This window comes from Actinosynnema pretiosum (genome assembly GCF_024171695.1).
Taxonomy (GTDB): domain Bacteria; phylum Actinomycetota; class Actinomycetes; order Mycobacteriales; family Pseudonocardiaceae; genus Actinosynnema; species Actinosynnema pretiosum.
Genome location: NZ_JAMTCF010000006.1, coordinates 157,447 through 176,870, shown reverse-complemented (window position 1 = coordinate 176,870; position 19,424 = coordinate 157,447). Strand labels below are relative to the sequence as shown.

General features: G+C 75.0%; 15 protein-coding genes. 9 read left to right on the top strand and 6 right to left on the bottom strand.

The window, feature by feature from the left end; all coding sequences use genetic code 11:
* Window positions 1-75: 75 nt before the first annotated feature.
* Together LV78_RS14115 and LV78_RS14110 are read right to left on the bottom strand one after the other, a co-directional pair.
* Window positions 76-1,122, bottom strand: coding sequence for an NAD(P)-dependent alcohol dehydrogenase (locus tag LV78_RS14115; protein WP_253845721.1), 1,047 nt, complete (start codon window positions 1,120-1,122; stop codon window positions 76-78).
* 628 nt (window positions 1,123-1,750) lie between these two features.
* Entirely contained in the window at window positions 1,751-2,317 is a 567-nt protein-coding gene (locus LV78_RS14110; RefSeq protein WP_253845720.1) for a hypothetical protein, read from the bottom strand.
* A gap of 651 nt (window positions 2,318-2,968) precedes the next feature.
* Between LV78_RS14110 and LV78_RS14105 the strand changes: the two genes are divergently transcribed.
* Entirely contained in the window at window positions 2,969-3,922 is a 954-nt protein-coding gene (locus tag LV78_RS14105) for a helix-turn-helix transcriptional regulator (RefSeq protein WP_253845719.1), read from the top strand.
* A 69-nt stretch (window positions 3,923-3,991) separates the two neighbouring features.
* Here the strand turns inward: LV78_RS14105 and LV78_RS14100 are convergent, their stop codons facing one another.
* Together LV78_RS14100 and bla are read right to left on the bottom strand one after the other, a co-directional pair.
* Window positions 3,992-4,651, bottom strand: a complete 660-nt coding sequence (locus tag LV78_RS14100; RefSeq protein ID WP_253845718.1) for a hypothetical protein — start codon at window positions 4,649-4,651, stop codon at window positions 3,992-3,994.
* A 49-nt stretch (window positions 4,652-4,700) separates the two neighbouring features.
* Window positions 4,701-5,597 (bottom strand): class A beta-lactamase, encoded by an 897-nt coding sequence (bla, locus tag LV78_RS14095; RefSeq protein ID WP_372494902.1) that lies wholly within the window; start codon window positions 5,595-5,597, stop codon window positions 4,701-4,703.
* A 164-nt stretch (window positions 5,598-5,761) separates the two neighbouring features.
* Here bla and LV78_RS14090 point away from each other — a divergent pair, with 164 nt between their 5' ends.
* The 4 genes from LV78_RS14090 to LV78_RS14075 all read left to right on the top strand — a co-directional run bounded on the left by LV78_RS14090 (window position 5,762) and on the right by LV78_RS14075 (window position 10,330).
* Window positions 5,762-6,628, top strand: a complete 867-nt coding sequence (locus LV78_RS14090) for a LysR family transcriptional regulator (protein WP_253845716.1) — start codon at window positions 5,762-5,764, stop codon at window positions 6,626-6,628.
* On the top strand, window positions 6,625-7,527 hold the full coding sequence (locus LV78_RS14085; RefSeq protein ID WP_253845715.1) for a serine hydrolase: 903 nt from the start codon (window positions 6,625-6,627) through the stop codon (window positions 7,525-7,527). Before LV78_RS14090 ends, LV78_RS14085 begins: the two co-directional genes overlap by 4 nt.
* A gap of 77 nt (window positions 7,528-7,604) precedes the next feature.
* Window positions 7,605-8,891: an extracellular catalytic domain type 1 short-chain-length polyhydroxyalkanoate depolymerase gene (locus LV78_RS14080; RefSeq protein WP_253845714.1), complete on the top strand. Its 1,287-nt coding sequence runs from the start codon at window positions 7,605-7,607 to the stop codon at window positions 8,889-8,891.
* 341 nt (window positions 8,892-9,232) lie between these two features.
* Window positions 9,233-10,330 carry a pectate lyase family protein gene (locus LV78_RS14075; protein ID WP_253845713.1) on the top strand — a complete coding sequence of 366 codons (1,098 nt, stop codon included), beginning with the start codon at window positions 9,233-9,235 and terminating at the stop codon, window positions 10,328-10,330.
* Between the two features lie 309 nt (window positions 10,331-10,639).
* Here LV78_RS14075 and LV78_RS14070 read toward each other — a convergent pair whose 3' ends face one another.
* Together LV78_RS14070 and LV78_RS14065 are read right to left on the bottom strand one after the other, a co-directional pair.
* Window positions 10,640-11,473 carry a Crp/Fnr family transcriptional regulator gene (locus LV78_RS14070; protein WP_253845712.1) on the bottom strand — a complete coding sequence of 278 codons (834 nt, stop codon included), beginning with the start codon at window positions 11,471-11,473 and terminating at the stop codon, window positions 10,640-10,642.
* Window positions 11,474-12,009: 536 nt separating this feature from the next.
* Entirely contained in the window at window positions 12,010-12,828 is an 819-nt protein-coding gene (locus LV78_RS14065; protein WP_253845711.1) for a coiled-coil domain-containing protein, read from the bottom strand.
* Between the two features lie 265 nt (window positions 12,829-13,093).
* On the opposite strand from LV78_RS14065, the gene LV78_RS14060 reads away from it, so the two are divergent.
* The 4 genes from LV78_RS14060 (at window position 13,094) to LV78_RS14045 (ending at window position 19,424) form a co-directional block, all read left to right on the top strand.
* Window positions 13,094-13,501 (top strand): ATP-binding protein, encoded by a 408-nt coding sequence (locus tag LV78_RS14060; RefSeq protein ID WP_253845710.1) that lies wholly within the window; start codon window positions 13,094-13,096, stop codon window positions 13,499-13,501.
* Window positions 13,502-13,590: 89 nt separating this feature from the next.
* Window positions 13,591-17,745 carry a SpoIIE family protein phosphatase gene (locus LV78_RS14055; protein WP_253845709.1) on the top strand — a complete coding sequence of 1,385 codons (4,155 nt, stop codon included), beginning with the start codon at window positions 13,591-13,593 and terminating at the stop codon, window positions 17,743-17,745.
* On the top strand, window positions 17,742-18,056 hold the full coding sequence (locus LV78_RS14050) for an STAS domain-containing protein (RefSeq protein ID WP_253845708.1): 315 nt from the start codon (window positions 17,742-17,744) through the stop codon (window positions 18,054-18,056). Before LV78_RS14055 ends, LV78_RS14050 begins: the two co-directional genes overlap by 4 nt.
* A gap of 153 nt (window positions 18,057-18,209) precedes the next feature.
* Entirely contained in the window at window positions 18,210-19,424 is a 1,215-nt protein-coding gene (locus tag LV78_RS14045; protein WP_253845707.1) for a WXG100 family type VII secretion target, read from the top strand.

The following is a 19,424-nucleotide window of genomic DNA, read 5'->3' as shown; positions in this document are numbered from 1 at the left end:
CCTCCTGGGTACCCCGGAACGCCGCCGGCCGCACGGGTTTCGCACCCGTGCGGCCGGTTGGTGGAACAGGGGCGGTCAGCCCGCCAGCGTGGAGTTGTCGATCACGAACCGGTACCGCACGTCCGAGTTCATCACCCGCTCGTACGCCTCGTTGATCTTGCTCGCCGGGATCACCTCGACCTCCGCGCCGATGCCGCGCTCGGCGCAGAAGTCCAGCATCTCCTGCGTCTCCGCGATCCCGCCGATCATCGAGCCCGCGAAGCTGCTGCGGTTGCCCAGCAGCGCGAAGACGTTCACCTCCAGCGGCTCCGGCGGCGCGCCCACGTTCACCAGCGCCCCGCCCACGGCCAGCAGCCTCAGGTAGGAGCTGACGTCGATCTTCGCGCTGACCGTGTTCAGCACCAGGTCGAACTCGCCCGCGAGCTTCTCGAACGTCTCCGGGTCGGAGGTCGCGTAGTAGTGGTCCGCGCCCAGGCGCAGCCCGTCCTCCTGCTTCTTGAGCGACTGCGACAGCACGGTGACCTCCGCGCCCATCGCGTGCGCCAGCTTCACGCCCATGTGGCCCAGCCCGCCCAGGCCGACCACGGCGACCTTCTTGCCCTCGCCGACGCCCCAGTGGCGCAGCGGCGAGTAGGTGGTGATGCCCGCGCACAGCAGCGGCGCGGCGGCGGCCAGGTCAACGCCCTCCGGGATGCGCAGCACGAAGTCCTCGTCCACGACCACGGCGCTGGTGTACCCGCCCTGGGTGGTGGTGCCGTCGCGGTCGGTGGCGCCGTACGTCCCGATGTTGCCCTGGACGCAGTACTGCTCGTCGCCCTTGAGGCAGTTCACGCACTCGCGGCACGAGTTGACCATGCAGCCGACGCCCACCCGGTCGCCGACGGCGTGCTTGGTCACCTCGGAGCCGACCTCGGTGACGACGCCCGCGATCTCGTGGCCGGGCGCCAGCGGGTACTCGATCCCGCCCCACTCGCCGCGCACGGTGTGGATGTCGGAGTGGCAGATGCCGCAGTACTTGATGTCGATGAGCACGTCTCGCGGGCCGACGTCGCGGCGCTCGAACGTGGTGGGGACCAGCGGTTCGGTCGCGGACGGGGCTGCGTATGCGTTGACGGTGAGCACGTCTCTCCAGTACCGGTTCGTTCGCGTCTGGTGCGGGCGCGGGCGGACCGCCCGACCCGGTGACTCGCGGCGAGTCGCCCACCGGGATGGCTCCCGGCCGTCCACACGGGACGTACCAGGTGGACGCGCCCGCCGCTGGGACCACACTGACACCGTGCGCCCGAACCAGGCAGGCCGCACGGTGCGGGGGAGTGGCGCACCCCCTCTGACCGGGTTTGACCGATGCGCGGCGGTGAAACCTCCCAGCCGCCCGCTTTGGCGACCTCCCGGCTGCGCGAGTGGAAGGAGCTGCCCCGTGCGAGGACGAGCACGGCGTTCGCGCAGGCCGGCCCGGACCACAGGGACGTCAGGCCGTCACCCGCCAGTGGGACCGCCAGCAGGGCGAGCAGGCCGTAGCAGGTGGTGAACGCCACCAGGCTGGGGAGGGTGCGCTCGAGCCCGACCATGCCGAACCCGAGCACGGCCTGGACCGCGTCGGTCAGCACCACCGCCACGAACAGCGGCAGCAGGGCGGTCACGCCCGCGCGCAGGGCCGGGTCCGAGGTGAACAGCGGCACGACGCTCCCGCGCAGCAGCACCAGCGCCCCGGCGAGGGCGGTGACGACGCCCAGCGCGATCGCGACGCCGGTCAGGACGCTCGCGCGGGTCCCGGTCCCGCGCCGCGACCGCCACGAGGGGAACGGTCGCCTGACCGACCGCGACCGCCGCCGTGAAGACGAGGTCGACCAGCGCGATCGCGACGCCGTGCACGGCCGCGCCCGGCAGCCCGAGCGCCGGGACGGGCCCGGCGCCGCCCACCAGCACGAGCGAGAGCGCCACGGCGGCGGCGGTCCCCAGCAGGCCGGAGCGCAGGACCGCCCTCCCCCCGGCCGAGGCCGACCAGCGCCGAGCCCGCGCCCGCGCCGACGGCCGAGGTCAGCGCGGCCAGGGCGAGCAGGTGCGGGAGCACCCCGAGGGCGTCGACGGTCGCCTCGGGCACTCCCGCCGCTGCGGCCAGCGGCGGGACGGCGGCGATCGCGACCGCGCCGAACCCGCCCACCAGGACCGCCGGCCAGCGGGTCGTGCGGATGACCGGGACCAGCACGTCGGGCTCGTCGCGGTGCGCGGCGACGAAGGGCACCACCCCGCGCAGCACGCCCGTGATCGTGGCGAGCACCGGGCTGAACGCGGCCATGCCCACGCTGAACACGGCCATGCCCACGCTGAACGCGGCCAGGGAGGTTGGTGGAGTGCTTGCCGAGCACGGCGGTGTCGACGAGCGCCCCGAGGGAGGCGGCGATCATCGTGAGGTAGAGCGGCAGCGCCGCGCCCGCGATGCCGCGCGACCGGGTCGCCGCGCCGGACGGGCTGGTTCCGCGCACCACCGCGGCCATCCTGCCTGCCCCGCACCGGTCCTCACCACCCGGTCGAGCGGTCCCCGCCGCGCCTCGGTTCCGACCGGCTCGCGGCCAAGTCGGAGAGGTGAAGTTCACGACGGCCGCCACGGGGGAGGAGGGTCCCGTGCAGCGCCGGGCCGTGACCGGTGCAGATCAGGGCACCCAGCGGGGAACCGGCCAGGGCGGTCGGTCAGCGTCCTGCGGACCACGCGGGAACCGCGCGGAACCAGGACCTCGGCGCGCCCGTCACCGCTGCTCAGAGCGGTCGTCGCGGTGGTGCGGGCCGAGTCTCGTCCACCGGGGTGCGCGCCACCCCGCGCCGACCGGTCCCGGCCGCCGATGACCCGAGTCGGCGCCGCGCGCCACCGGTGCCGGGCGCTCGCCCGCGTCGCCCGCCCGCCGGTGCAGGGGTGTGACACGGCCCCCCAGAACCGGCACGCGCCCGCGCTGACCGGGGGACAATCCGGGGCATGGTGGACGAGCGGCGGGGTGGGACGGAGCTGGGGCGGTACCTGCGGGCGCGTCGGGCCCAGATCGGGCCGGAGGCGGTCGGGCTGGTCGCCGGGCCGGGGATGCGCCGCACGCCGGGGCTCCGCCGCGAGGAGCTGGCCGCGCTCGCGGGCATCAGCATCGACTACTACACCCGCCTCGAGCGCGGGCGGGAGCGCAGGCCCAGTCCGGCCGTGGTGGACGCGCTGTCCCGCGCCCTCAGGCTGGTCCCGGACGAGGTCAGCCACCTGCGCGAGCTGGTCGAGCGCGCCGCCCGCAGCGCGGGCACGCCCGCCAGGGCGCCCAGCCGCGCGGTCCGCCCCGGTGTGAAGCTGATCCTTGAGTCGCTGCGGCCCAACCCGGCGTACGTGGTCAACCGGGTCGACGACGTCCTCGCCGCCAACCCCGGCGGGGCGCGGCTGTTCGCGGGCATCGACGACTGGCCCGCCAAGCAGCGCAACCTCGTGCGCTACCTGCTGCTGCACCCCCTGGCCCGCGAGGTCCTGCCGGAGCGCGACCGGTTCATCAGCGGGTGCGTCGCCGGGCTGCGGGCGCTCGCGGGGACCGACCCGGACGCGCCCGACCTGGCCAGGCTGCTCGGCGAGCTGCTGGTCAAGAGCCCGGAGTTCGCGCGGTTGTGGGAGCGCTACGACGTGCGGCGGAAGGTGTCGAACGGGCGGAAGGTGTTCCGGCACCCCGACGTCGGGGAGGTCCACCTCGGCTACCAGATGATGTCGCTCGACGGCGCGCCCGACCAGAAGCTGGTGGTGTACTTCGCCGAGCCCGGCTCGCCCGAGCACGACGCGCTGGTGCTGCTGGACATGCTGGGCGCGGCCCGCGAGGCGGAGGTGGCGGCCGAGGACTGCGCCGAGGTCGAGCCGGTCGAGCAGGTGGACGACGTCGACCAGGTGGGGCGGCGGGACAGCCCGGCCTGACCTGCCCGGCCTGACCTGCCCGGCCTGACCTGCCCGGTGGCGTGATCCGCCCGGCGTGAACCGCGCGGATCAGTCGCGGGACAGCGCGGCGGCGCCGACCAGCGCGCCCCAGCCCGCCACCGAGCCCGCGACCAGCAGGTTCGCCCAGGTCGGCAGCAGCCACGGGTACGAGCCCACCAGGAACAGCGCGCCGAAGCCGATCCCGGCCGCCGTCGCGGCCCGGTGCCCCCTCCGCACCGGCGCCTGCAGGGCGGTGGCCACGACCGCCAGCGCCAGCAGCGCCAGGTGCACGGCCCCGATCACCTCGCTGACCAGCAGGACCAGCACGTCCGCCGCCGGGGCCGCGTCGAGCACCGGGTAGACCAGCCTGCCCAGCCCCAGCAAAACGACCAGGAACGCGACCAGCGCGACCGCGAGGGCGACCAGCGCGACCGCGCGGCGCACCGGGGAGCCTGCGCCGCGCGTGCCGAACGCGCCCACGGCGCCCGCGCCCCACGCGACGGTCGCGAAGAACAGCAGCTCACCGGACCAGGTGAGCTGGAACCCGGCCGTCCCCACCCACGCGGCGGCGGTGTCCGCGCTGGTCGGGAGCGGTGGGAGCGCCGCGAGCAGCGCCAGCGCCGCGCCCGCCAGCAGCGACCCCGCGATCCACAGCCAGGCGAACGCCGCGCCGCCGCGAACCCGGCCGTCGGCGGGCTGGTGGACGGCGGGGAGCGGGGCACCGGTCACGCGCCCCAGCCTAGGGGAGCTCGATCATCCCGGTGCCCCGGTCCGCGCACTAGTCCAGCAGGTCGACCACCACGCGCGTCGCCTCCGCGAGCAGCGCGTTGTCGTGCTCCGCGTCTACGGTCGCCCTGCCGGACAGCACCGCCAGCACGATCGGCGCCCGGTCCGGCGGCCACACCACGGCGATGTCGTTGCGCCCGCCGTACCCGGCCGACCCGGTCTTGTCCGCCACCACCCACCCCTGGGGGACACCCGCGCGGATCACCTCGTCACCGGTGGTGTTCGCGCGCATGGTCGACACCAGCAGCTCGCGCCGGTCGTCGGCGAGCACGTCGGCGTCCACCGCGTACCGCCGCAGGTCCGAGGCCAGCGCCTCCGGCGTGCTGGTGTCCCGGAGGTCGCCGGGGACGGCCTCGTTCAGCTCGGTCTCCACCCGCGCGGGCGAGGTGGTGGTGTCGCCGATCGCGCGCAGCGCCCGCTCGAACGCGGCGGGACCACCGGCCAGGCCCGCGTCACCGCCCAGCTCGCGCAGCAGCAGGTTGCCCGCCGTGTTGTCGCTGTAGCGGACCGCCGCGTCGGCCACCTCGCGCAGCGTCATCCCGGTGTCCACCTTGCCCTCCGTGATGGGGGAGTAGGTGACCAGCTCCTCCCTGGTGAACGTGATCCGCTCGTCCAGGTCGGCGACGGAGCGCTCCGCGAGCAGCGCGCCGAAGGCCAGCGCCTTGAACGTGGACGCGTACGCGAACCGCTCGTCCGCCCGGTGCGCGACCTCGCGCCCGCTGCCGGTGTCCAGCGCGTACACCCCGAGCCTGGCGTCGAACCGCTGCTCCAGCGCGGCGAACGCGGGCGAGCCGAGCGGCGCCGAGGTCCGCGCGGTCGTGGTGGCGGTCTGCGAGGCGCCCGCAGGCGCGGACGCCTGCGTCGTGGCCTGCCCGCAGCCCGCGACCAGCGCGAACAGCAGCGCCGCCGTCCCGGCGCGGTGTGCCCTGGTGGTCAACACGCGAGGTTCCTCCCCGTGATCGGTGACTTCCCCGGCCAGTCTCGACCCGGCCACGCCATGCGGTCCAAGACGGAAACCGCCGGTTCCATGCGCAAAGCGCATAAGCTGCGGTCGTGGACCTGGTCGGAGCCTGCCTGGCGTTCGTCTCCGTCGCCGAGCGCGGCACCTTCACCCTCGGCGCGTCGGCGGCGGGCGTCCCGCAACCGGTGGCCAGCCGCCGGGTCGCCGCGCTGGAGGCGCACCTGGGGGAGCGGCTGTTCGACCGGGGCGCCCGCAGGGCCGTGCTGACCCCGTTCGGCCGGGACGTGCTGCCCGCCGCGCAGCACCTGGTCCGGCTGGCCGGGGCGCTGGAGCAGCGGGCCCGCCTTGCCAGGCGCAGACCGCTGCCGCTGGCCGTCCCCGACTGGTGCCCGGCCCGCGACCTGGCGCACCTGGCCGCGCGGGCGCAGGCCGACGAGCTGACCCTGGACCTGCGCCCGGCCGGTCCCGCCGAGCGCGCGGCGCTGGCCCGCACCGGGGAGGTCAGGGCCGCGATCACCGCCGTGCCGCCGGGCGAGGGCGACTGGGTGGTGCCGCTGGGCGTGGCCGCCGCCGTGCCGCCCGACGGGCGCGCCACCTACCTGGACACCCTGCGCGTCGGCCGCTCCGGCGGCGTGGCGAGGCGGGTGCTGATCCAGCCGGAGGACGACGTGCCGCACGTGCGTGACCCGCTGCTGCGGCTGCGCGACGCGCTGGGCCTGCGGCCCGGTCAGGTCGTGGTGGCCGAGTCGCTGGTGGGTGCGGTGGCCGACGTGCTCGGCTCGGCCGACCTGCTGCTGTGCTCGCCCGCCCAGGCCGACGACCTCGGCCTGCACTGGCGACCGCTCGGCGAGGCGCAGCCCGCGCGCGGGTACGCCGTCGCGGCGGCCAGGGCGGACGACGCGGAGCGGGTGCGCGCCCTCGGGCGCGAGCTGGGCCGCTGCCTGGGGGCGCCCGCGTGAGGCCGGAGCGGGTGGTGGCCGACCTGGGCCGGGAGCTCGCGGACGCCGGGCTGGACGGCTCGTTCCTGGTGCGGGACCTGCGCACCGGGCGGGAGATCGGGTTCGAGCCGGACGTCGAGTGGCCGATGGCGTCCCTGGTGAAGGTGCCGCTGGCGGTGGCGACCCTGGAGCGGGTGCGGCGCGGCGAGCTGGACGGCGCCCGGCGGGTCGCGGTGCGCCCCGAGCCGGACGCGCCCGCCGGACCACCCGGCCTGTCGTGGTTCCGTCACCCGGTGGAGGTGGCGGTGGACGACCTGCTGTACCTGAGCGTGGCGATCAGCGACAGCCGGGCCGCCGACGCCCTGTTCGCACTGACCCCGCCGCCGGAGGTGAACGCGCTGCTGCGCGAGCTGGGCGTGCGGGGGCTGGCGGTGCGGCACGACCTGGACCCGCTCACCGACACCCCGGTGGAGCGCTTCGCCCCGACCGAGGTGCACCTGGCGCACTCCCTGGCGGCGGTCGCGGGCACCCCCGGTCGTGGTCACCCGGTCGCGCAGCTGGACGTGACGCGCGCGAACGCCGGGTCGGCGCGGGCCTTCACCGACCTGCTCCAGGCGCTGTGGCTGCCCTCGGCGATCAACGGGGAGGTGGCGGCGCGGGTGCGGGAGCTGATGTCCCTGAACGTGCTGCGGCACCGGCTGGCCCCGGACTTCACCTCGGACGCGACCCGCTGGTCCTCGAAGACCGGCACCCTGCTGACCCTGCGGCACGAGGTGGGCGTGGTGGAGCACGACGACGGCCAGGTGTTCGCGGTGGCCGCCCTGACCGGCTCGACCGTGCCCGCCGCCGCGCAACCGGGAGCCGAGGCGGTGATGGGCCGGGTGGCGCGCGGGCTGCGGGACTGCCTGCGGCTGCGCTGACCCTGCGCCCCGCCCGTCCCGCGCAACTTCTGCGCAAACCGTTGTCGGACAACGGTTTGCGCGCACATGGTTGGCGGGTGAAAACTGTCGGGTTGCTCGTGGCGGCTGTCGTCGCCCTCTTCGCGTTTGTCGCGGCGCCGCAGGCCAGTGCGGCGTCGCTGGTCGAGGTCACCGGGTTCGGGAACAACCCGAGCGGCCTGCGGATGCACCTCTACGTCCCCGATCGGGTGGCGAGCAGACCGGCCGTGCTGCTCGCCGTGCACTACTGCACCGGCTCCGGCCCGGCGTTCCACTCCGGCACCGAGTACGCGCGCCTGGCCGACCAGCACGGCTTCATCGTGATCTACCCGTCGGCCACCCGCAGCGGCAACTGCTTCGACGTGTCCTCGCCGCAGGCGCTGCGCCGCGACGGCGGCAGCGACCCGGTCGGGCTGATCTCGATGGTCCGCCACACCCTCCAGCGCTACAACGGCGACCCGGCGCGGGTGTTCGTCACCGGCGTGTCGTCCGGGGCCATGACCACCAACGTCATGCTCGCCAACTACCCGGACGTGTTCGCGGCGGGCGCCCCGTTCGCGGGCGTCCCGGACGGGTGCTTCGCCACCACGGACGGGTCGCTGTGGAACAGCGCCTGCGCGAACGGCACCGTGCTCAAGACCCCGGCCCAGTGGGGCGACATCGCCCGCTCGGCGTACCCCGGTTACACCGGGCCGAGGCCGAGGGTGCAGACCTGGCACGGCACGCAGGACGACACGCTGCGGTACCCGAACTTCGGCGAGCAGATCGACCAGTGGACCAACGTGCACGGCCTGTCCACCACGCCGACCTCGACCGACTACCCGCAGCCGAACTGGACCCGCACCCGCTACGGCGACAAGGTGGAGGCCATCTCGCTGCAGGGCGTCGGGCACAACCTGATGGCGTCGGGGATGGCGCAGCGCGTGATCGAGTTCTTCGGCCTGGACAACCCCGGCCAGAACCCCACGACCACGACGACGACCACGACCACCACTACGACCACGACGACCACGCCCCCGAACCCGTCCGGCGCCTGCCGGGTCGGCTACTCGGTGAACGCCTGGAACACCGGCCTCACCGCGAGCATCACGATCACCAACACCGGCAGCGGCGCGGTCAACGGCTGGACGCTCGCCTTCACCCTGCCGTCGGGGCAGCGCGTGACCTCGGGCTGGAACGCCACGTTCAGCTCGTCCGGGAGCGCCGTCACCGCCGTGAACGCCCCGTACAACGGCGCCCTGGCACCCGGCGCGTCCACCACGATCGGCCTCCAGGCCACCCACACCGGCGACTCCGGGAAACCGAACGCGTTCACCCTCAACGGGGCGGCCTGCACCACCACCTGACCCCAGCCCTCCACGAGACCGGGACCGCGTCGGCACCCCCGCCGACGCGGTCCCGCCGTGTCGGGGAAAGTCGTTTCCGACGCCACCGCCACCGTTCGGAGTTCACGTACCAGAACAAGAAGTTCAGATACGTGACCAGCCGCAGGAATCGTTCCCCGCCCCCCGCTGTCCGCATTCGTGAATGAACGCCGCCCCGGATTGACACGATCAAGACCCGCCTCTAGCTTCGGGGCAAGCGCTTTCCGACACGTGTCGACTGATTTCGTGAAGAGGCCGGGGCAACGACGCCCCCGGTCGACCGCCGCTGAACCCTCCCATCCTTCGACGACGCAGGAGATGGAATGAAGCGATCAGTCGTCCGGCGAATCCCCGCGGTCGTGGCCGCGCTGCTCGTGTCGACCACGGCGGGCGCCGCGCTCACCGCCGGGTCGGCCTCCGCCGCGGGCACCGCGACCGGGTACGCCTCCGCCAACGGCGGCACCACCGGCGGCCAGGGCGGGGCGGTGGTGCGGGCCAGCACCGGCACCCAGATCCACCAGGCGCTGTGCGGCCGGGCCAGCACGAGCACCCCCATCACCATCGAGGTGCAGGGCACGATCAACCACGGCAACACCAGCAAGGTGTCCGGCAGCTGCGACACGGCAGCCGGGGTGATCGAGCTCAAGAAGATCAGCAACGTCACGATCATCGGGGTCGGCTCCGGCGCGGTGTTCGACCAGATCGGCATCCACATCCGCGAATCCCGCAACATCATCATCCGGAACGTGACGATCCAGAACGTGAAGAAGTCCGGTTCGCCCACGTCCAACGGCGGCGACGCGATCGGCATGGAGCGGGACGTGCGCAACGTGTGGGTCGACCACGCGAACCTGATCGCCTCGGGCGGTGAATCGGCGGGGTACGACGGGCTTTTCGACATGAAGGACAACACCCAGTACGTGACCCTGTCCTACAGCACCCTGCGCAATTCCGGTCGCGGCGGTCTGGTCGGTTCCAGCGAGAGCGACCGGTCGAACAGCTTCATCACCTACCACCACAACCTGTACCAGAACATCGACTCCCGGACCCCGCTGCTGCGCGGCGGCACGGCGCACATGTACAACAACCACTACGTGAGCCTCAACGAGTCCGGCATCAACTCGCGCGCGGGCGCGAAGGCCAAGGTGGAGAACAACTACTTCAAGAACTCCCGCGACGCCCTCGGCACCTTCTACACCGACGAGGCGGGCTACTGGCAGGTCAGCGGGAACACGTTCGACAACGTCACCTGGTCCACCCCGGACGACGAGACCAACCCGGCCGGGCCCAACCCGCAGTCCACCACCTCGGTGACCGTGCCCTACAGCTACCGGCTCGACCAGACCAGCTGCGTGCCGAACATCGTGGCCCGCACGGCGGGCGCCAACACCGGGCTCAAGGAGTCCGACGGCTCCTGCTGACCGGAGCGCGCGGTCGTGCCGGGGCGCGGTCCCACCCGCGTCCCGGCACGACACCCCCAGCGCTCTGCGGAGCGGGCGCCGCGCGAGCGTCCCCCCGACGCCACGCGCGGTCCCCCCTGGATCCCGCCGCCAGCCCCCCGGTGCCGGCGGGGCCCGCTCCGCGCCCCCGTTCCCGCTTCCCCTCGGTCCAACACGACCAAGCCTGACCGGTCGGGGGCGCGCGTTCTGTCCAGAACTGGACGCAGGGCGAGAATTTCCGCCGACGAGCGGGGAGGCCCTGGTCAGGGCGGTCAGCCGGGTTCAGGGCGGTCAGCCGGGATCGCCCGGCCGCGAGGCGAGCAGCGCATCCAGGTCCACCACCCGGAGCACGCCCCGCGCGATCCGCACCAGCCCGGCCGCCTTCCACTCCGCCAGCACCGGGGTCACCGCCGAGCGCGCCAGCCCCAGCGCGGCGGCCAGCTCCTCCTGCGACATCGGGATCGTGGTCGCCGACGGGTGCTCCGGCCCGGCCGCGCCGACCAGCTCCGCCACCAGGTCCGCCAGCCGGTCGGCGGCGGTGCGGTGCGCGACCCGCCAGGTGTGCGTGAAGCTCTCCCGGAACTTGCCCATCACGTAGTTCCGCAGCTCGGCCTCGACCCCGCACCGCCCGACCAGCGCGTCGAACCGCTCGGCGGGCAACCGCGCCGTCGCCCCGCGCTCGATGGCCTGCACGGTCGCCGACCGGGGCAGCTTGTCCTGCGCCGCGAACTCGCCCAGCACGTCGCCGGGCCCGCGCACGGCGAGCAGGATCTCCCGCCCGTCCGGCTCGGAGTAGACCACCTTCACCCGGCCCGCCACGCACAGCAGCACCACCTCGCCGGGGTCGCCCTGCAGCAGCAGCCGCCTGCGGCTCTCGTGCGGGGTCAGCGCGCCCTCGGCGACCAGCAGGTCCCACTGCCCCTGGGTGAGCGAGGCCCGGAAACCCCGCTGCGCCACCGGTCCGCGCGCGCCGGGCACCCGGATCGGCCCGCTCCGGTCGGGTGAGCGCGGCCTGGGCACCCGCCCGCCCGGCACGCCGAGGGCCCGCCCCGGTTCCGGCTCCAGCCCACCGCGCTCGGTCATCGCCGCACCGCCCAACCGGTCCCGCGCGGCGCCCGTCGCCACGTGGCGGTCCCCCCGGTGTCGCACCACCCGCCGCCACCCGGACCAGCGGCCCCTGGCGCGGCGCGGGCGCCGTTCCGACCGGCGCTCCAGCGCAGGCGGGAACCCTCGCACATGGGTAGGGGAGCCTACCCGCAGAACCGCTCGCACCGCGATCGGCCACCACGCGCAGGCTCCCCCGCCACACCGCTCAACGCGCCCCGCAGGGCGCTCCCGGTCGCACCCGGCGGTCAGCGCCCACCGGCTGCGCGAGCGCTCCGCGCCGACCCGCGCGCGGGCAGGCGCCGCTCACCCCGCGCGGCCCGCCGACAACCCCGTCGACCGACCGCACCGAACAACCGACCCGGACGAACCGACCCGGACGAACCGACCCGGACAACCGAGCCGAGCCGAACCACCACCGAACCGAGCAGCCACCGAGCCGAGCAGCCGTGCCGGAACCCCGGCGTCGAACCCCCACATCAGACCGGGATATCGAACCCCGAGGTCAGACCCCGACGTCAGACCGCGACGTCAGACTTCGACGTCGAACCCCGACGTCAGACCGCGACCAGGTGCGGCACCTGCGGCTCCTGCTCCTCCGGCAGCGGCTCCAGCTCGTCCTGCGCGTCGCTCAGCATCCGCTGCGCCACGAGCAGCTGCTCGGCCACCCGCTGCCGCCCCGCCTTGAGCTCCGCGACCCGGCGCTCGGCCTCGGCCACGATGCTCGCGGCGTGCTCGGCGGCCTCGGTGACCAGCCGCTTCGCCTCGGCCTGGCTCTCCGCGTCCCGCCGGGCCAGCGCGGCCAGCGCCTCGCCCCGCCGGGCGCGCATCGCCTCGGTGAAGTCCGACTCGACCTGCGCCCGCAGCCGCGCCGACTGCTCGTCCAGCTCCCGCCGCTGCTCCTCGGCCGCGCGCGCCGCGGCCTCGGCCTCCTCGCGGGTGTGCCTGGTCGCCTCGTGCTGCTCGCCGACCAGCCGCTCCCACTGCTCGCGCAGGCTCGCCGCCGCCCGGTCCGCGTCCGCCCACGTGCGCTCGGCCGCCGCCCGAGCGCGCGCGGTGATCTCCTCGGCCTGCCGGTGGGCCAGCTCGACCCGCCCGCGCAGCCGCTCCTCCAACGCCTCGACGTCCACCGGCGCACCGCTGATGCGGTCCACCTTCGCCCGCAGCTCCCGCACCTGGGCGCGGGCCTCCTCCAGCTGCCTGGCCAGGTCCTCCGCGCGCGCCACGGCGGCGTCCCGGTCGGCGGCCAGCAGCCGCGTCCCGGTCTCCGCCTCGCGCACGTAGTTCTGGACCTGGTCCCTGTCGTAACCGCGCCATGTCCGGTCGAAGTCGACGCGCAGGGGGAGGAGTTCTTCGCGGACCTCGCCAGTCGTCACCGTGTCAGCTCCCCTCGTCATCTGTCGTGTGTCCCCGCTCACGGCGGGATGATCTCCAACGTCCTCCGGTGCACCCCGGTTCCGCAAGGGGCGCAACCCGTGCAGCGCAAACCATAGCCGCTGCGACCTGGGCGGTTCCTCCTCTTTGGACACCTGCTGAACCGGTGCAGTCAGTGGGGTGCGACACCAGCCCGGTTGCCGGGCCCGGCGTTCGGGTACCTCCCGCGCACCGGCCCCCGTGCGGCCGACCGGGAAGGGGAGGACCTTGGTCCTGGACATCGGTTCCGAGGGCGCCGCGCGCCCGCTGTCGCTGGACCTGTCGCAGCGCACACCGCCGCTGGCGCGGGTGCGCCGCTGGGTGGACGAGGTCCTGGCCGGGCTGGACGAGGAGAAGCTCGGCGACACCGTGCTCGTGGTGACCGAGCTGGTGAGCAACGCGTTCGACCACGGCCGCGCCCCGCGCGCGCTGCGGCTGCACCGGCACGGCACGCCCTGGCTGGTGCGCGTGGAGGTGGACGACGCGTCCCCGTCGCTGCCGGTCATCGGCCGCTCGCGCCTCGGCGGGTACCGGGGCCGGGGCATGGTGATCGTGTCGAACCTGTGCCGGGGGTGGGGGGTCACCCACCGGTCGGGCGGCAAAACGGTGTGGGCCGAGATCGCCTGCGCGTCGTGACGGCCTGATCGGCCCGAGCGGCCCTATCCTGCCCCCGGAACGACGCGCCGGGCGCGCCCGGCGGGCACGCGATGGGGGTGCGGGCGGAGATGGCTCAGGCGGGGCTCGCGTTCCCCGGTGACGGCGAGATGGCGCGGCTGACGCGCGCCCACCCGTGGGCGGACGGCCCGCTGGGACCGGTCGAGGACTGGCCAGCGAGCCTGCGCACGGCGGTGCGGATCTGCCTGACCTCCCGGTTCCCGATGATCGTGTGGTGGGGCCCTGAGCTGCGGTTCCTCTACAACGACGCCTACCTGCCGCTGCTCGGCGCCAACCACCCGGCGCTCGGCAAGCCCGGCGAGCGGGTGTGGTCGGAGATCTGGCACATCATCGGGCCGATGCTCCGGTCGGTGCTGACCACCGGTGAGGCCACCTGGTCCGAGGACCTGCTGCTGCCCATGCGCAGGCACGGGTACCTGGAGGAGACGTACTGGACGTACTCCTACAGCCCGCTGCACGACGACGAGGGCGTGGTGCGCGGGGTGTTCACCGCCGTCAGCGACACCACCGAGCGGGTCGTGGGCGAGCGCAGGCTGGCGGTGCTGCACGACCTGGGCGCGCGGGCGGGCGACACCCGCGACGTGGACGAGGCGTGCGCGCTGCTGCTCGACGCGCTCACCGGCCGGGACGTGCCGTACGCCGAGCTGCACCTGCTCGATGCCTGCGGCGGGCTGCGGCGCGTCGCGGCCGGACCGGGCGACCCGCCGCCCGAGGGGACCTGGCCGCTGCGCGAGGTCCTGGACGGCGGCGCGCCCGCCGTGGTCGAGGACCTGCACCTGCTGCTCGACCCGCCGCTGCCCGCCGGTGACTGGCAGGCCCCGCCCCACCGGGCCACCGTGCTGCCGCTGCCCGGCGACGGCGATGAACCGGTCGGGGTGGTGGTGCTCGCCTCCTGTGCGGGCCGGGCACCCGACGAGCCGCACCGGGCGTTCCTGGCGCTGGTGGCCCGCCAGTGCGCGGCCGTGGTCAACGCCGCCCTCGCCTACCGGGCGCAGCGGCGGCGCGCCGAGGAGCTGGCCGAGCTGGACCGCGCCAAGACCGCGTTCTTCGCGAACATCAGCCACGAGTTCCGCACCCCGCTGACCTTGATCACCGGCCCGCTGCAGGAGCTGCGGGCGCGGGCCGGACCGGGGGAGCGGGCCGAGCTGGACGTGGTCCACCGCAACGCGCTGCGCCTGGGCAGGCTGGTCACCGCGCTGCTGGACTTCTCCCGCATCGAGGCCGGGCGGATGCGGGCCCGCTACGAACCCGTCGACCTGGCGGTGGTCACCGCCGAACTGGCCAGCACGTTCCGCTCGGCCGTGGAGAAGGCCGGTCTGGAGCTCCGCGTGGACTGCCCGCCGCTGGGCGTCCCCGTGCACCTGGACCGAGGCATGTGGGAGAACGTCGTGCTCAACCTGCTGTCCAACGCGCTCAAGTTCACCTTCGGCGGGGGCATCCGCGTCGAGGTGCACCGCGAGGGCGACCACGCGGTGGTGACCGTCGCCGACACCGGCGTCGGGGTGCCCGTCGACGAGCTGCCCCGGCTGTTCGAGCGGTTCCACCGCATCGAGAACACCAGGGCCAGGTCGGCCGAGGGCAGCGGGATCGGGCTGGCGCTGGTGCGCGAGCTGGTGGGGCTGCACGGCGGCGAGATCAGCGCGGCGGGCGCGCCCGGCGGCGGCACCGCGTTCACCATCCGGCTGCCGCTGGGCACCGCGCACCTGCCCGCCGACGCGGTGGTCGCGGTGGGCGGCGGGCGCCGCGCGTCCGGGGCCGAGCCGTACCTGCAGGAGGCGCTGCGCTGGCTGCCCGACGACCGCGACCCCGGCGACGACCGCGACCCCGGCGACGGCGGCGACCCCGGCGACGACGGCGCGCCCGTGCTGGCCCAGTCGCCGCTGCGCGCCCCCGAGTCGGCGCTGCCCGCGCGGGTCGTGGTCGCCGACGACAACGCCGACATGCGCGAGTACCTGACCAGGCTGCTGCGCTCGGCCGGGTACCGGGTGCGGGCCGTCGGGGACGGGCGGGCCGCGCTGGAGGAGGTGCGCGCCCGCACCCCGGACCTGGTGGTCACCGACGTGATGATGCCGAACCTGGACGGCCTCGGCCTGGTCGCGGCCCTGCGCGCCGACCAGCGCACGGCCGGGGTGCCGGTGGTGCTGCTGTCCGCGCGCGCCGGGCAGGAGGCGTCCATCGAGGGGCTCGCGGCCGGGGCCGACGACTACCTGGTCAAGCCGTTCGCGGCGGCCGACCTGCTGGCGCGGGTGCGCGCGAACGTCGAGCTGGCCAGGCTGCGCGACCACCACGCCCGGTGGCGGGCCGCCCTGCTGGACTCGCTGCAGGAGGCGTTCTTCGTCTGCGACGAGACCGGCGCGGTCGTGGAGATCAACGCCGCGTTCACCACCGTGCTCGGCTACGGGCCGGAGGGGTTGCCGTACGGGCCGGTGTACCCGTGGTGGCCCACCAGCGAGGACGACCCCGAGGGGCACGCGCGGGTCGAGGAGGTGTTCACCGACCTGGTCGGGCCGGGCAGCGGCGCGCACACCGTCGTGCCGGTGGTGCACCGCGACGGGCACCGGCTGTGGGTGGCCGCCGCGTTCAACCGGGTCGAGGACCCGGACACCGGGGACCGGGTCGTGGTCGGCACGTTCCGGGACGTCACCGACGAGCACTACGCGGCGGTGCGGGAGGCGGCCGTGGCGGCGCTGAGCGTGCGGCTGTCCGAGGCGGACGGGGTGTCCGACGCGCTGGTCGGCGCGCTGGGGGAGCTGGCCAGGCTGTGGCGGGCCGAGCGGGTCGTCGCGCTGGTCGGGGCCGGTGCGGGCGGCGAGGAGCTGCTCACCACCGAGCGGTTGCCCGAGGGCGAGGCGCCCAGGAGCAAGTGCCCCGACGCCGACCGCGCCCCGGTGCCGCCCGCCACCGCGCGGGTGCTGCGCGACGCGCTGTCCAGGCCGCCGCTGGTCGCGCACTCCGACGGGCCGGGGCTGGTCGGCATCACCCTGGAGCACCCGGCCGGGGCGCTGGCGCTGCGGGTGGAGCTGGGTGGCAGCAGGCGGTTCGCGGCGCAGGACGAGGCGCTGCTGGTGCTGCTGGCCGGGCACCTCGGGCAGGCGCTGCACCGGTTGCACCACATCGACGTGCAGCGGGAGACCGCGCTCGCGCTGCAGCGGGCGATCCTGGGCCCGCAGGAGCTGCCCGGCGGGTTCGCCGCCCGCTACGAGCCCGCCACCCGGCCGCTGGAGGTCGGCGGCGACTGGTACGACATCGTGCCGCTGGCCGGTGGGCGCACCGGGATCGTGGTCGGCGACTGCGTCGGCCACGGCCTGCACTCGGCCACCGCGATGGGGCAGCTGCGCAGCGCGTGCCGGGCGCTGCTGCTCCAGGACAGCGGTCCCGCGCAGACGCTCAGCGCGCTGGACCGGTTCGCGATGACCGTGCCGGGCGCGCGGTGCACCACGGTGTTCTGCGGCGTGCTGTCGCCGGACACCGGGCACCTGGTGTACGCCAGCGCCGGGCACCCGCCGGGCGTGCTGGCCAGACCGGGCGGCGGCGTGGAGCTGCTGGACGGCGGTCGCTCGCTGCCGCTGGCGATCAAACCGGACCGGGAGCGCACCGAGGCGTGGTGCGACGTGCCCGCGCGCGGCACGCTGCTGCTGTACACGGACGGGTTGGTGGAGCGGCGCAGGCAGTCGCTGGACGACGGGATCGAGCTGGCGGGGCGGGCGCTGCAGGAGGGGCGGGACGTGTCGGTGGAGGACCTGGCCGCGCACGTGATGTCGAGACTGGTCCCGGAAGGGGGGTTCGAGGACGACGTGGCGGTGCTGCTGTACCGGCGGCCGGGTCCGCTGGTCGTGGAGTTCCCGGCGGAGGCGCTGGAGCTGTCGCGGGTGCGGGGGCTGCTGAGGGACTGGCTGACCGCGTGCGGGATCGGGCGGGGGCAGGCGCAGAACGTGCTGGTGGCGGCGGGGGAGGCGTGCGCGAACGCGGTGGAGCACGGCCACCGCGACCGACCGGGAGGGCAGGTGGTGCTGCGCGCCAGCGCGACCGTGGACCGGCTGCGGTTGGTCGTCGCGGACAGCGGCGCGTGGCGGGACCCCGTCGCGGGCGGCGACCTGGCGAGGGGGCACGGGATCGGCCTGATGCGTGCCCTGGTGGACGAGGTGTCCGTCCGGCCCGGACCGGGCGGGACGGTCGTGGAACTGCGGACGAGGATCACCCCATGAACCCCGAGCTGACCCTGGCCACCACCAGCCGCGCGGACGGCGCGGTGGTGCTCACCGTGGCGGGAGAGATCGACATGGCCAACGCGGCGCGGTTCACCGGGGCGCTCGCGGACGCGGTGCGGGGGGCGCCGGTGGGGGGTGGGCCGGTGGTGGTGGACCTGGTGGGGGTCGGGTATCTGGACAGCGCGGCGTTGAGCGGGTTGTTCGCGCACGCGGAGCGGGTGGAGGTGGTGGCGGGGGAGTTGTTGGAGGCGGTGCTGACGGTGTCGGGGTTGGCGGCGATCACGTCGGTGCGGATCCTGGGGGAGTGAGGGAATTGTTCCCCTGGGTGGAATGGCCGCATTTCTGCGGCGGGTTGGAGCATTCGCTGGAAATGGGGATTCCCCAGGTCGGATATGTTTTTCCGGCTCCGTTAGGGTCCCCCGCGTTCGGTTCGGCGGGGGAGTGCGCGGGGGGATTCTGCGGTGCGTCGCGAGGGAGTTCGCTGGGAGGGGCACACCCACCAGGAGATGCACGAGATGCTGCACGGCGGGGCTGATCCCGAGGCCGTGGCGGCCAGGGCGGCCGACTGGGGCAGGCTCGGCGGGCTGCTCGCCCAGGCGGCCGGTGAGATGATCAGGATCTCCGGTGAGCTCGAAGCCTGCTGGACGGGGGAGGCCGCCGACGCGGCCCGCGTCTCGGTCGACAAGCACGCGCGGTGGTTCGACCAGCTCGGCGCGAACGCCGAGAAGGCGAGCGGGCACACCCGGTTGGCCGGTGCCCGACTGGCTCGTGCCATCGAGGAGATGCCTCCGGTCGACTCCGGTTCGCCGTGGGACCTCTTGGCCGACGGCGCGGCGGGCGCCCGCGTCGGCGGGCCCGCGGGGTTCCTCGTGGGCGCGGTCGCGGGGCAGTGGGCACGCGCCGCCCTGCGTGAGGAGCAGAAGCAGAGAGCGATCGCGGTGATGCGCGCCCACGAGAGCGGTTCGTGGGACGTCGAGGACCGGGTGGGCAAGAATTCGCCGCCCCCGAAACCGGGGTGGGGCACCTCCGGGGACACCCCGTTCCCGAGGGGGGAAGTGGACGGCTTTCTGGGTGTCTTGCCTTTTTTGCGCGGTCAAAGCGGCGCCCTGCCCGCTCCGCTCGAACAGGTCGTGCCCGACGCGCCCGTCGCCGAACCTCCGCGCCCGTCCGGGGCCGCCGTCGCCGAGGTCGTCCCCGAGGTCATCGCGCCCTCGGGGACGACCGGGGTGTCGGCGTCCGCCCCGTCCGGCGTCGAGGCCCGCTGGCACGCCCTCACCGGGGCCACCCCCGCGCCGCAGGCGCAGACCCCGGTGCAGACCGGGGCCTCCGCGACCGCCGTGTGGCAGCCCCCTGCGGCGCGTCCCGCCTCAGGGGGAGGCGCCCGCCCGGCCGGGGGCGCGCGGTCCCGAGGCGTGGTCGGTGGCCAGCCCGCGCCGGTCCTGCCCGGTCCGGCGACCTCCGTGCTCGGGCAGGCGCACGGTGACGCGCGGGCGGCCGAGACGCGCTCCCCGGCGCGCCCTGCGGCGGCTCCCGCCACACCGCCGATGTACGGGCCGTTCGGCTCCGACGCAGGCGCGTCCCGGCAGGACAGGGAGTGGCGGCGCAAAACCCCCTACGACGCGAACCCGTTCGGCCCGGAAGGGCTGCGGGTCGCCCCCAAGGTGATCGGCGAGTGA

Coding starts and splice junctions, on each gene's coding strand:
- LV78_RS14110 (WP_253845720.1), bottom strand. CDS start 2,317: ATGGCCGTGTTCAGCGTGGGCATGGCCGCGTTCAGCCCGGTGCTCGCC.
- LV78_RS14105 (WP_253845719.1), top strand. CDS start 2,969: ATGGTGGACGAGCGGCGGGGTGGGACGGAGCTGGGGCGGTACCTGCGG.
- LV78_RS14075 (WP_253845713.1), top strand. CDS start 9,233: ATGAAGCGATCAGTCGTCCGGCGAATCCCCGCGGTCGTGGCCGCGCTG.
- LV78_RS14055 (WP_253845709.1), top strand. CDS start 13,591: ATGGCTCAGGCGGGGCTCGCGTTCCCCGGTGACGGCGAGATGGCGCGG.
- LV78_RS14050 (WP_253845708.1), top strand. CDS start 17,742: ATGAACCCCGAGCTGACCCTGGCCACCACCAGCCGCGCGGACGGCGCG.